We start from the raw sequence: 13,375 nt of genomic DNA on the forward strand, positions 1-13,375 counted from the left end.
CAATTCACAAACTCCCCTACCCTAAACTTATCAACTTGCCGATGTGCTGGAATTTATGAAATATTACTATTTACCCTCTTTATTGTTATGCAGTCAGTTAAGTTTAATTAATAGTGCATGTGCTGAAGATACCGCGCAATCAATTGAACGTATCACCACCACAGCATCACGTAGTGAAGCGCTCTCCACCCCATTACCTTTGGTGATCAGTGTATTAAGCGAATCACAACTTGAGCTTATAGCCCCTACCCATGTAGAAGAAGCACTGCAACGCGTTGCAGGTGCCAATATACAACGTGGTAATGGTCAAGAATATTTACCCGCCCTGCGCTCGCAGGTGCTTTCTGGTACGGGGGCTTGTGGAGGAATTTTAACTGCTGAAGATGGTATTGCACTTCGTGCAGCTGGGTTTTGCAATATTAATGAGCTGTTTGAAGCACATAGCGAAATGGCACAGCGTATTGAGGTATTAAAAGGCCCAGGCTCTGCACTGTATGGCTCAAATGCAGTGCATGGCGTAATTAACGTCATTACACCAGACACGACCCAAGGTGGTGGTTTACTAGGCTTTGATTATGGCTCTTACGGTTATGCTCGCTATAAATTGCGTGCAGGCCATGCTATGGATAATTCAGGGTTCGGTATTAATGCCAGCTTTACCGATGATGGCGGTTACCGAGATGATGAAAGCGTTAAACAACAAAAAATAAATGTGCGACATCGGTACGCTAACAACAACTTAAGTTTAATATCGGGGTTGACCTATACCGACTTAGACCAACAAACCGCAGGGTATATTAGTGGCTTTCAAAGCTATAAAAATGAAGATATTGCACAGCAAAATTTTGATCCTGACGCCTTTAGAAAAGCCCGTTCGCTTAGGGCTTGGAGTAAAGCAAGCTGGCAATTAGGTGAGAACACACTGGTTGTTACTCCTTATATTCGTGACCAAAGCATGGACTTTTTCAAACACTTTTTACCCGGTACTCCGCTCGAAAAAAACAGTCAAATGGGGTTTGGCCTACAATCGCTTTATCAACATTATGTGAACGACAATACGAACTTAAAACTTGGCTTTGATGGTGAGTTTACCCAAGCCGATTTTTTACAAACCCAAGATAACCCCACCCAAGGCTCTGCGTTTTTAGTGGCCACTGTGCCGCAAGGTAAACATTACGATTACCAAGTCGATGCAACCTTATACGCTCCATTTGCCGCTATTGATTGGCAGCTTAATGACTGGCTTATTACCGCTGGGCTGCGTTATGAGCACATGCAATATGACTATCAAAATAATATGCTTGCAGGGCGTACAAAAGAGGATGGCAACGAATGTGGTTTTGGTGGCTGTCGTTATAGCCGCCCCGAAAGCACTAAAAACAGCTTTAGTAATCTTTCGCCAAAACTCGGGGTGAGCTATCAGCTTAATACTAACAATACATTATACGCTAATTTTTCAAGAGGCTATCGAGCCCCCCAAGCGGCTGAACTCTATCAATTACAACGCGAGCAAAGTACTGCCGACTTAGACGCAGAAATAGCTAATAATGCTGAGATGGGTATTAAAGGGATGTACAACAATACTCGCTATGGCTTATCGATGTATGCGATGAGCAAGCACAATACCATCTACCGCGACAGTGACTTTTTTACTGTTAATGACGGCCAAACTCGGCATCGCGGTATTGAGCTTGAATTAGCGCATAGCTTTAATCAGCATTTATCTGTTAATTTTGCAGGCACCTATGCCAAGCATACGTACTCGAATGAGCAAATTATTGGCAGCATTAATATTAAAGGTAACGATATTGATACCGCACCTCGAAAGATTGCTAATATCGATTTTAACTGGCAAGCCAACGAGAGTATTAGCCTTGCGTTGCAATGGCACTATGTGGGCCGCTACTTTACCGACCCTGAAAACTTACATAAATATCAAGGCCACGATATTTTAAGCTTGCGCGGCCAGTGGCAAATTAGCCCACATTTATTACTCAGTGCGCGAATAATAAATCTAACAGACACTGCTTACGCTGAGCGCGCCGATTACACCAGTTTTACTGGCGAGCGTTACTTCCCAGGAAAACCGCGTAATGCCATGATTTCGGCAACTTATAATTGGTAGGCAACTAGTTCGCTCATGTAACGCATGGGCGATTTTTTCATTACCTTTTTGAACATAGTAATAAACGCACTCACCGATTCATAACCTAATAACTCTGATACCTGTTGTACACTTTGCTGATTAGATAACGCCTGCAGTGCAATTATAATATGCAATTGAGTACGCCATTTACCAAAGGTCATGCCTGTTTCTTTTTTTATCAATCGCGCTAAAGTACGCTCAGTTAAAGCAAATTGCTGCGCCCATTGTGGTAATGTTTTGCGGCTATAAGGCTGACTAATAAGCTGATCACTCATGTTTTTAATCACACTATTTTTTGATAGTACAAAATCTAAAGGTTGAATTGGCATATCCACTAATTGATCAAATAATACTTGTGCAAGCCGCGCGGTTTTACCTATTAAGCTATAGTTTTGCTGGTTACCTGCCAAACTAAGCATTAATTCTTTTACAAGAGGACTGATAGTTAATGTACAGGCTGTAGCTGGCATTCCTTGTAAGTTTACATCAATAAATAAATGGCATAAATGCGCATTATCAGATGCCCTATTACTGTGCTCTACATTTGCTGGGATCCAAATAGCACTGTGGGTAGGTACCATCCACATTTTTGTTGCTACTTCACAAGTAACATAACCGTATAGAGCTAAAATTAACTGCCCTTTTGGGTGTGTATGCAGTGGAATTTCACGGCTAAGCTGGGCATATTCTATTTTTGCAATAACCGGCTGCGGCATGATTTCAAAGTTTATTATTTCATTCCAATCTTGGGAAAGCTGCATTTTGTCTGTTTTTAGTTATTTAATGTCTCTTTTACTAAATTATAGTGATGATTAAGCCTTTATACTAGGCTCAATTGCCTCTTGCTAAATAACTAACCTGCTAGGACATTTACCTTGTTAATCCAACAACCTCAATCTCGTTTATCTTTCGCATTATTAATACTGGGTATTTTACTTATTGCTAGTAACTTACGTGCGCCGGTGACTGGTTTAGCGCCTGTATTGGACCAAATAATTCTTAGTTTTAATTTAAGCGCATCACAAGCCGGTATGCTTACCACCTTACCTTTAATTGCATTTGCTGTAGCAAGCCCATTAGCAACTAGTATAGCTAAAAGACAAGGTTTAGAAGTATCGCTATTCATTGCTCTTATTTTGATTGGCCTAGGCTTAGCATCACGCATGATAGATTCTGTGCCGATACTCTATTTAGGCACCGTTGTCATCGGGGTAGGCATTGCAATAGGTAATGTACTGTTACCGAGTTTAATTAAGCGCGACTTTGCACATAAAGTAGCAGTAATGACCTCGGCGTATGTACTTGCTATGGGTATTTTTGGTGGTAGTTACTCAGCGTTAATTATTCCACTTGCAGAATATAAACAAATGGGTTGGCAAATCGCTTTGGCCAGTTATGCGTTAATTACTTTACTAAGTTTATTTATTTGGTTACCGCAATTAAAGCTACGCACCAAACCAACTAAAGATCTAGTTGAAAATACCGATGAGGTTAAAGTGTGGCACCAAGCGCTTGCGTGGCAAATTACCTTGCTACTTGGCTGTAATTCGTTATTTACTTATATAATTATTGGCTGGTTACCAAGTATATTAATTGACAGTGGCTTCAATGCACAGCAAGCGGGTGCATTACAAGGCTCATTTCAGGTGGCTTCGGCATTGCCTGGTATTATCTTAATTCCTTTATTAGCAAAACTGAAAGATCAGCGTGTACTCACCTTTGCCTTAGGAGTATTGGCAAGCCTATCTTCAATAGGACTACTGTATATGCCAGTACATGCGTTTGTGTGGTCAATTACTATGGGGTTTTGCTCGGGAGCATGCTTTATATTGGGCTTGTCGTTTATAAGTTTACGTACTCACGACTCACATCAAGCTGCTGCCCTTTCAGGTATGGCGCAGTGTATTGGTTATTTACTTGCCGCTACGGGGCCTATTATTGCAGGTGCACTACATAGTTATTTTGGTAACTGGACATCTACTTTGTGGTTTTGCGCGAGTGCGAGTGCACTAAGCGCTATGTTTGGCTATTTAGGCGGACGTAATATTACTATGCGCAACAAGGCCTAAGTGTAAATTAAAGGTGGGCCGTGCAATCATAAGCCCACTGTTTATACTTTAAACTAGTTTAATAAGCCTGAATTGCTTTTTGCCACGCTGCATTATCCAAAAGCGTTCAAACAACGAAATATCAAGCTGCGCATGCTCGTCAGTAACGACCATACTGTTAATTTTAATCGCATTAGCTGTTATTAATTCACGCGCCTGTCGCTTTGAGCTGGCCAGTTTACTTTTAACTAATAACTCAGCAATACTTATTTGCGTGTCGCTAATAGTGTTCACGGTTAGCCCATCTTGCTCTAACTGTTCAAGCTCTGCCAAGGTGAGTGTTTGCACCTGACCATTAAATAACAACTCAGTGATACGCTGCGCACTTGCCAAGCCTTCTTCAGCATGAACAAAACGTGTTAATTGCTCAGCTAAAATGCGCTGTGCTTGAGGCTTTTGGCCGCTTATCTTATCGTTTGCTTCTATGGCCTCGATTTCTTTAACTGATAAAAAAGTATAAAAACGCAAAAAGTTATACACATCAGCATCTTCACAATTTAACCAAAACTGATAAAAACGATACGGTGAGGTTTTTTTGGGGTCGAGCCAAATAGCACCGCCCTCGGTTTTTCCAAATTTTGTACCGTCTGACTTGGTAATAAGTGGCAGTGTTAAACCAAACACTGTTTGCTGGTTTAAACGGCGGGTTAAATCAATTCCACTGATAATATTACCCCACTGATCGTTACCACCTATCTGCAAAGTACAATTTAACTCACTATTGAGCTTAGCAAAGTCATAAGACTGCAATAAGGAGTAACTAAATTCAGTAAACGACAACCCTTGGTCTGGACGTTGCAAACGTTGTTTTACTGACTCGCGGTTGAACATGGTGTTAATTGAAAAGTGTTTACCTACATCACGAAAAAAGTCTAATACATCAATACAGCTAAACCAGTCAGCGTTATTTTTTATTTGCAGTGGCTGGTTTAAATGCGGACCAAGTACACTTTCAACTTGGTTTGCAAGCGCTGTCACCCATTGTGACACCGTTTGTTTGGTATTTAGGCTACGCTCAGTGGCTTTAAAACTCGGGTCACCAATCAACCCTGTAGCACCCCCAATTAATGCCACACCTTGATGCCCTGCATCCATAAAACGCTTTAGCATTATTAATGGTACTAAGTGCCCTATGTGTAAGCTACCTGCGGTAGGATCGAAGCCACAGTAAACCACCTGTGGAGTTTTAAGCTTATGGGTTAATTGCTCAATATTACTCACTTGAGAGACTAAACCACGCTGCGTAATGTCATTAAGTAAATGTGCTGTCATCGTATTTCTCAAAATTATCTATAAGAAAAATACTAATTAAACTCAGCGATGGGCACTATATCCCTAAAGGGACATAATCGCGTTTTATTTTGTGTGCATTAAATGATTTAAAAACAATCGAAAAAATTCACTCAGTGAAGCAACGTTTAACTGCGAATATATACGTTTGCGATGGTTTTTAACTGTACCTAGGGCAATCCCAAGCTGAGCAGCAATATCTGCGGAGTCGCAACCTTGCACAATTAAACAAGCCACTTGATGCTCTCGTTGAGTAAGTTGTAGGTTAGCGAATGATGTGAGGGCATTTTCTACAAGCTGCCCAGTAACTGAATTATTAAATTGATTTAATAGTAATTTTTGGCTACCCCAATGTTGGCTACACAGTGCTTTTATTAAATTAAAATGTGCTATTAATTGCTGCTTTTGCAACGCAATAAAGCGTTGGTTATTGGATAATAAACCAAGGTAAATAACAATCGAGCGACCGTTACCTATATTAGTACAAATACTTAGCTCATCAGTCCAGCCAGTGTGAGTATAAAACTGCTGTTGATATGCCTTAAAGGTCAGTTCATCTTGATAACGAGCTATATCAGCGAGCCGAAATACTCCTTCCTCAGCTTTACTAACCAGTTCAGTATAAAAAGGGTCGTTTACAAACGAGTTAGTAAGGTAGCGCTGAAATAAAAGTTCACGCTGTTTCTCGATAGAATCGAATAAATAAATGGGATGCTTATTTACTCTACAAGCCAATACAACCGCACAATCAAACTCAACAATAAGGGCAATGTAATTAACCAGCTTTTGCGCAAAACTGGTCCCCTTTATAGCTTGTACACATTGCGCTAACGCATCTTGCTGAGTTAATTGCTGCTGCGAGTCCGACTGCATTATGATGCCATTTTACACTGAGTATTACTGATACAAGTTTGCTTGCTTAATACTGGCAAAATCATTAAAACGCACGCCGTGTTGGCGCATCACTTCAAGGATTTTTTTACTGATCATTTGTCGTAAATAAAACGGCTGATTCGGCACAAAATGATGAATAGTATGAGTATGCCCAAAGTTAAAGCAAAATAAATTAAATGGCATAAACAAACGGCTGGTGATGACGTGAGTTTGTTCAAGCATATTATTAACACCGCCGTAATAATGCATACTTGAAGTAACAAAATTAAGTGAGCTCGAACGCACAATATTAGGCACAATCAGCACCACCATTAGAAATTCAAACACATTCATTACATCAAGCAGCAATACAGGTGAATTAGCAGCCAGTGGAGTGAACAAATTAACTAAGTGAAACACAATTACGCTATATAAAATGGCGAAATACGCAGTGGTAATTGGAAAACCTGCATTAAACACTTTAAAGAAGCTAAACCCATTAATTTCTTTACTAAAACGTTTTGCATTAATTAATAAACCGAGTAATCCATCAACAATTACCAAAGCACGTAAAAACGGATTTTTAATACCATTACCTACCAAACGTTCTTCTAAGTCTTGCTCAGTACCCGACGTTTTATGATGATGTAAATGCATCTTGCGACGGTACCATGGGCTTATGGTATTAGGACGCATCAGCCACACGGTTAACATCATAAAATTATGCAAAAATGGTTGGTTGCTAAAATACTGTTTGTGGATTAAGTCATGCTCAAGCTCATGGGAAATTGAGGTAGCAATCGCCGCTAAAATAATGCATAGCCAAGCGGGAATAATAGCAAAATAATACAGCGTGCCAATTCCGATTAATGCACTCAAAGAAAGTAATAAAATAGTCATTCCTAAGGTATTTTGATGCATTAATAGCGGGTGTTTTTTACGCAGTAATGCTTCTTCAGCCTTAATCGCTTTTACAATGGCTTGAATATTCTGTTTTGCGGTTAGTTGAGTCATGGTGTTTTATTCGCAACAAGAGGTTGAGGTATATAATACCCGAGTCAAAACACATTGCATAACTTGTCACACCCGTATCAATGAAAAATACGATTAAAGTAGGCACGTGTTTACTATATAACCATAGTTCTGGATAAGAAACCTATTTCAAGCAGAACTTAAGGTTAGGTAAACCAAAACGTTTACTGGGCAAGTTTAGATCAAAACCTACTGCTTATAAAAGTAGCAATGTTGGACACATTTTTTGTAATTAAAATCCGGCAACTCAAATTTAAGGCATAAAAAAACCCCTGCTAAATCTAGCAGGGGCTATAAAAAGTGGTACCAGCGGCCGGACTTGAACCGGCACGCCTTGCGGCAGGGGATTTTGAATCCCCCATGTATACCAATTTCATCACGCTGGCATCATTTTTCTTTAACCTTCTAAACACGAGAAGATAAAGAAAAACCACTTAAGAGTGAAAGATTATGTACCCTCTTCCATCTCATTGCCTAGCATTATACAAACAATGAGCAAAGCGGCAAGCGTTTTATGTATTAAGCGTGATCGACCGCTTAACATTTAGGCAACCATTAACATTTGAGCCAATATCGAGTTAAGCACGTAGCGTAATAGGTAGTATTTAATGGCTTATTTGCTAAACTATCGCGCACATTAACAGTGAGAGTATATTTATGTCGGCTGAGTTTCCACGAGCAGGGTTTTGGCGTCGTTTTGCGTCATTGGTGTACGACACATTAGCTATTATCGCTTTTGCGATGCTAGCGGTGGTATTGTATTTATTTGCTATCCAAGGACTTATTTCCCTTGATGTTATTGCCCTCAATGGCGCTGAAGATGTATCTGCACGAATTCAGGATTCACTATTACTTTCTGGTATTCGCAGCTCGCTGCTGGTGCTTGTTGGCTTGGTCTTTTTTGGCTATTTTTGGACAAAAAGCGGGCAAACAATTGGTATGCGCGCATGGCGCTTAAAAGTGCAAACCAGCCAAGGAAGTTTAATTAGCTGGCCACAAGCTATTATCCGCAGTATCAGCGCATTACTTGGTTTAGGGAATTTAATGGTATTAGTCGACTTTAAAAATAAAAAAGCACTGCAAGATTACTTATCAAAAACCGAAGTAGTTACGCTCACCAAAGAAGAAAATAAACGCGTGTATCGCGAACTATGATATCAATCCGCAATAATACTTAATTAAGCTAATTGGTATAACCTCAAGCTAAAGCATAAAAAACGCGGCGCTTTTTACAAAGGCCGCGTTTTTTAATAAAGCTACAAATTAAATTAAACCCGCTTATTCATCAAATAAGCTGCAAACCCAGTAAATAAAATGCTCGGCAGAACGGCGCCTACAATGGCTGGAATTTGATATACCATTACCACTGGGCCAAATATCTCATTGGTTAAGTGGAACACTATCCCCGTTACCACTCCCATAATAATTCGTGCCCCCATAGTTACAGTTCGCAGCGGACCAAATATAAACGATAAGGCAACCAACAACATCACAGCAATAGACACGGGCTGCATTAACTTACGCCATAACGCTAAATCATAGGTACTGGTGTCTTGTTCATTTTGCTGTAAATAAGCTAAATATGACCACAATCCGGAAAACGACAAAGACTCTGGTTTTACTGAAACCACGCCAAGTTTTTCCCCGGTAAGCTGCGACGGATAAAACTCTTCAGTAACTTGCTCCGTGGTAATAAGCTCTTCACTGATCAATACTTTATTCACATCGCGCAGTAACCAGCCATTATCACGCCCTACCGCTTCTTTTGCTTTAGTAATTTGTGTAAGTAGTAACGACTTATCAAAGTGGTACATATTTACGCCGCGGAGCATGCCGTTTTGGTCAACGTCTTCAATATTAATAAAGTTACTGCCATCTTTAGCCCACACGCCTTTTTGCGCATTAAATACATCCCCACCATGAATAGCTTGGTTACGCATTTCCTTAGCGTGCAATTGAGCTGCGGGCGCCCCCCACTCACCTAATGCCATTACGCACAGCGCCATAAAAATTGCGGTTTTCATTACCGAGCCAATAATTTGTAAACGCGACATACCCGCTGCTTGCATCACTACCAGCTCACTATTAGAGGCCAAAGCACCTAGCCCTGTTAAGCCACCGATAAGTGCTGCCATTGGAAAAAACACCACTAAATCGCCAGGCATACTATAAATGGTATATAGCAAGGCGGTCATAATATCGTAACTACCACGGCCAACCGATTTAAGCTGCTCTATAAATTTTATTAAAGTACTGATCCCCACCAATACCATTAGTGCAAATCCAGTGGTTTGCATAATGCTACGGCCTAAATACCAATCAAGCGTTTTCATCATATGTGTTGCTCCCGTTTAGTCACGACAGCTTTTAGCCAAACACCTAATGGGCGGCCTTTAATAATTAATAAACTACCTATAAATAATGCACTTAGGTGAATCCACCATAGGCCAATAGAGGGCGGAATTTTCCCATCTTCTACCGCAAATTTAGCCGCATTGAGTAAAATGAAATACCCTAAATATAAGCTCAAAGCAGGCACTAATTTAGCAAATTTACCTTGGCGTGGATTAACAACGCTAAGGGGTACTGCTAGTAAAGTTAATAATGGAATAGATAACGGAATAGCTAAACGCCATTGCCACTGTGCAATTGCTTCGGGAGTATTAATTGACATAAGTTCACGAGTTGGCACAGCTTCTAACTTACGCCGCTGATGTTCTATTTCTTGTTCGCGAATCTGTACGCTGTAGCCATCAAACTCAGTTAAGTTAAGTGAAGGCGCTTCACCATCAGTTTCGTAGCGTTTACCGTCAGTAAGTACTAACTGCTGCTCACCATTTTGTGCTTCAATTACAACGCCTTGCTCAGCGTATACTAAACGCGCTAAATCGCCTTTTTCACTATCTGGCAACTGTGCAACAAATACTTTATTAAGTTCTTTGCCGCCATTTTCAATATTATGAATAAATACCACGGCTTTTTCATTACCGGTTTGTTGAAAACGCCCAGCTCTAAGCGCCGATAATCCAGCATCCGCCTTTGCTTGCTCTTTTAATTGGTATTCTTGTTCGCTTGCCCACGGTGCAACATACAAAGTAAGTACCGCGGCCAACAACGCTAAGATGACACTTGAAATTAGCGTAATGCGCACCACATACCACTCACTCACGCCACAGGCTTTAAGTACTGTCATTTCACTGTCAGCGTAAATCCGGCTGTAAGCTAAAATAATTCCTAAAAATAAGCTCAGAGGCAAAATTAACGATGCCAACTGCGGCAATTTAAGCGCAATCATGGCAAACACAAGCTTTGCTGGGATGCTCCCCTCTGAGGCATCACCAAGAATAACAACAAACTTTTGCGACAAAAATATGGTCATTAAAGTTAAAAATACGGCGACCTGCGATTTTAAAACCTCAGTGGTCAAATAACGGAAAATTAGCAACATTCGCCCCTGTTAAACATGGAATTTCAATATAATAATAAAAAACGATGAGTGAACTAGTTAATTCACCCATTTTAAATGAGTATTAAGCACATATTATAAGCCATCAATATTAATTATCCTACCTAACATCACGATATAATGTTGCATTAGTAACCCTTAAGCATATAAAGTTCAAATACACAGTAAGAGTCGAGTAAAATCTACTAATATTAGCGCTAGACCTAAAAATTTAGGTAAAAAGACTAGAAAACACATTTTTAGTCCCAATTTAGCTTCTATAGATGACTCAAAATCAGGAGTGACAATGGAATTCAACGTAAAAAGTGGTAGCCCAGAAAAACAACGCAGTGCGTGTATCGTTGTGGGTGTATATGAACCACGCAGGTTATCCCCCATTGGTGAACAACTTGATAAAATCAGCGATGGTTATATCTCAAATTTATTACGTCGTGGCGACTTAGAAGGTAAGCCAGGGCAAGTATTACTATTACACCATGTACCTAATATTTTAAGCGAACGTATTCTACTCGTTGGCTGCGGTAAAGAACGCGAACTAGACGATAAACAATATAAACAAATTATTTCAAAAACTATCAACACCTTAAATGAAACAGGCTCGATGGAAGCAGTGTGCTTTTTAACTGAGCAACACGTTAAAGGCCGTGATACCTATTGGAAAGTGCGTCAAGCGGTAGAAACAACCCAAGACTGTTTATACACCTTCAATCAGCTAAAAAGTAAGAAAGTAGACCCTCGTCGTCCACTGCGTAAAATGGTATTTAACGTTCCTACGCGCCGCGAACTGACTATAGGTGAAAGTGCCATTGAGCATGGCCTAGCGATTGCTGCTGGCAGCAAATTGTGCAAAGACGTTGCCAATATGCCGCCTAATATTTGTAATCCAGCGTACCTTGGCGAGCAAGCCAAAGAACTGGAAGCTAATTTTGACAACATCACTGTTGAGCTAATTGGCGAAGATAAAATGGCCGAACTAGGAATGAACTCATACCTAGCAGTTGGTCGTGGTAGTGATAACGAATCAGTTATGTCAGTAATTAACTATAAAGGCGCAGGCGATGACCAAGCGCCTATCGTATTAGTTGGTAAAGGCTTAACCTTTGACTCAGGCGGTATTTCATTAAAACCAGGCGAAAGCATGGATGAAATGAAATACGACATGGGAGGCGCAGCTGGTGTTATTGGCGCTATGCGCTCGCTTGCACAAATGCAGCTACCGATAAACGTAATTGGTGTTTTAGCCGGCTGTGAAAACATGCCAAGCTCAAACGCCTATCGCCCAGGTGATATTTTAACCACTATGTCTGGACAAACGGTTGAAGTACTTAATACTGATGCCGAAGGCCGTTTAGTGTTATGTGACGCGCTAACCTATGTTGAGCGTTTTGAACCAGAAACCGTGATTGATGTGGCTACATTAACCGGTGCGTGTATTGTTGCTTTAGGTGCCCACGCTACGGGTTTATTAGCAAACCATAATCCACTGGCGCATGATTTATTAAAAGCGTCGGAGCAAAGTGGCGATCGTGCATGGCAACTGCCATTATGGGATGATTATCAAGATCAACTAGAAAGCCCGTTTGCCGACTTTACTAACTTAGGTGGCCGAGCTGCAGGCACTATTACCGCGGCCTGTTTCTTATCTAAATTTACTAAAAAGTATAATTGGGCTCATTTAGATATTGCCGGTACGGCATGGCGCAGCGGCGCTAAAAAAGGCGCAACAGGTCGTCCTGTTCCTATGCTGACTCAGTATTTATTAAACCGAGCTGGTATTAGCGAAGCGACTCACGACTAACAAACCAACACAGGGCTTCACAGCTCAATGTAGAGTATTAAATAAGGCGCTTTTAAAGCGCCTTATTTATTGGGTATTAATTGAAGCAACCCCCGTTATATGGCAAAATCCCCTTCTTAATTTGTGTGTATTTAATAACAGCACAATCAATGTCATGGGAAATCCCGATACAATGAACATGAATGCCCAGTTTTTCATTTTAAAGCAACAAGATGAGTCATTAGCTAAAGCCGATGATCACTTTACTTTAGCAGCTCAAATAGCTGGGCAACAGTATCGGCTTGGTCAACGCGTATTTATTTTTGTAGATAGCGAAGAAACCGCCAACAGCATTGACGAAACTATTTGGACATTTGATGCCGACAGTTTTGTACCTCACAATTTACAAGGCGAAGGCCCAAAAGGCGGCGCACCTGTAGAAATAGGCACAACACCACCCGTTGGTAATCGTAAAGTATTAATTAACTTGGCCAATCACTTACCGGATTTTATTCGTCGGTTTAACCAAGTTTTTGATTTTGTACCCGTAGAGTCCGTAGCCAAACAAGCCGCTCGTGAGCGCTTTAAAAAACTACGCCAACTCGGTGCCAATATCACCACGCAAGATATTAATCGCTAACGCTCACTGCGTACAAAGCTAACTAACTCATTTAAGTACTTAT

At 40.6% G+C, this 13,375-nt stretch carries 11 protein-coding genes and 1 tRNA gene; 5 read left to right on the top strand and 7 right to left on the bottom strand.

The genetic code is table 11. The features are described 5' to 3' along the window. Positions 1-55 precede the first annotated feature (55 nt). On the top strand, positions 56-2,125 hold the full coding sequence (locus tag LOC50_RS10475) for a TonB-dependent receptor (RefSeq protein WP_250653182.1): 2,070 nt from the start codon (positions 56-58) through the stop codon (positions 2,123-2,125). Here LOC50_RS10475 and LOC50_RS10480 read toward each other — a convergent pair. After that, positions 2,113-2,907, bottom strand: coding sequence for an AraC family transcriptional regulator (locus LOC50_RS10480; protein ID WP_250653183.1), 795 nt, complete (start codon positions 2,905-2,907; stop codon positions 2,113-2,115). The genes LOC50_RS10475 and LOC50_RS10480 overlap by 13 nt on opposite strands. Positions 2,908-3,021: 114 nt before the next feature. On the opposite strand from LOC50_RS10480, the gene LOC50_RS10485 reads away from it, so the two are divergent. Continuing rightward, complete coding sequence (locus tag LOC50_RS10485) at positions 3,022-4,215, top strand: MFS transporter (RefSeq protein WP_214552084.1); 1,194 nt, start codon at positions 3,022-3,024, stop codon at positions 4,213-4,215. Between the two features lie 48 nt (positions 4,216-4,263). On the opposite strand, the gene tyrS is transcribed toward LOC50_RS10485, so the two are convergent. The 4 genes from tyrS to LOC50_RS10505 all read right to left on the bottom strand — a co-directional run bounded on the left by tyrS (position 4,264) and on the right by LOC50_RS10505 (position 7,835). Then, positions 4,264-5,526: a tyrosine--tRNA ligase gene (gene tyrS, locus LOC50_RS10490; RefSeq protein ID WP_250653184.1), complete on the bottom strand. Its 1,263-nt coding sequence runs from the start codon at positions 5,524-5,526 to the stop codon at positions 4,264-4,266. A gap of 84 nt (positions 5,527-5,610) precedes the next feature. Further along, the gene (locus LOC50_RS10495) at positions 5,611-6,417 is read right to left on the bottom strand and encodes a LuxR C-terminal-related transcriptional regulator (protein WP_250653185.1); all 807 of its coding nucleotides are present in this window, start codon (positions 6,415-6,417) and stop codon (positions 5,611-5,613) included. 24 nt (positions 6,418-6,441) lie between these two features. Next, entirely contained in the window at positions 6,442-7,431 is a 990-nt protein-coding gene (locus LOC50_RS10500; RefSeq protein ID WP_214552087.1) for a fatty acid desaturase, read from the bottom strand. Between the two features lie 319 nt (positions 7,432-7,750). After that, positions 7,751-7,835: transfer RNA gene (locus tag LOC50_RS10505), tRNA-Leu, on the bottom strand. A 271-nt stretch (positions 7,836-8,106) separates the two neighbouring features. Here LOC50_RS10505 and LOC50_RS10510 point away from each other — a divergent pair. Next, the gene (locus LOC50_RS10510; protein WP_036979992.1) at positions 8,107-8,604 is read left to right on the top strand and encodes an RDD family protein; all 498 of its coding nucleotides are present in this window, start codon (positions 8,107-8,109) and stop codon (positions 8,602-8,604) included. Between the two features lie 113 nt (positions 8,605-8,717). On the opposite strand, the gene lptG is transcribed toward LOC50_RS10510, so the two are convergent. Together lptG and lptF are read right to left on the bottom strand one after the other, a co-directional pair. Continuing rightward, positions 8,718-9,785 carry an LPS export ABC transporter permease LptG gene (gene lptG / locus LOC50_RS10515; RefSeq protein WP_036979994.1) on the bottom strand — a complete coding sequence of 356 codons (1,068 nt, stop codon included), beginning with the start codon at positions 9,783-9,785 and terminating at the stop codon, positions 8,718-8,720. Continuing rightward, complete coding sequence (gene lptF, locus LOC50_RS10520; protein WP_036983304.1) at positions 9,782-10,894, bottom strand: LPS export ABC transporter permease LptF; 1,113 nt, start codon at positions 10,892-10,894, stop codon at positions 9,782-9,784. Before lptF ends, lptG begins: the two co-directional genes overlap by 4 nt. A gap of 307 nt (positions 10,895-11,201) precedes the next feature. Between lptF and pepA the strand changes: the two genes are divergently transcribed. Continuing rightward, positions 11,202-12,713, top strand: a complete 1,512-nt coding sequence (gene pepA, locus LOC50_RS10525) for a leucyl aminopeptidase (RefSeq protein ID WP_036979996.1) — start codon at positions 11,202-11,204, stop codon at positions 12,711-12,713. Positions 12,714-12,885: 172 nt separating this feature from the next. Continuing rightward, positions 12,886-13,332, top strand: a complete 447-nt coding sequence (locus LOC50_RS10530; protein ID WP_036979998.1) for a DNA polymerase III subunit chi — start codon at positions 12,886-12,888, stop codon at positions 13,330-13,332. The last annotated feature ends 43 nt before the right edge of the window (positions 13,333-13,375 follow it).

Source organism: Pseudoalteromonas sp. SCSIO 43095 (genome assembly GCF_023650455.1).
GTDB classification, from domain to species: Bacteria; Pseudomonadota; Gammaproteobacteria; order Enterobacterales; family Alteromonadaceae; genus Pseudoalteromonas; species Pseudoalteromonas tetraodonis.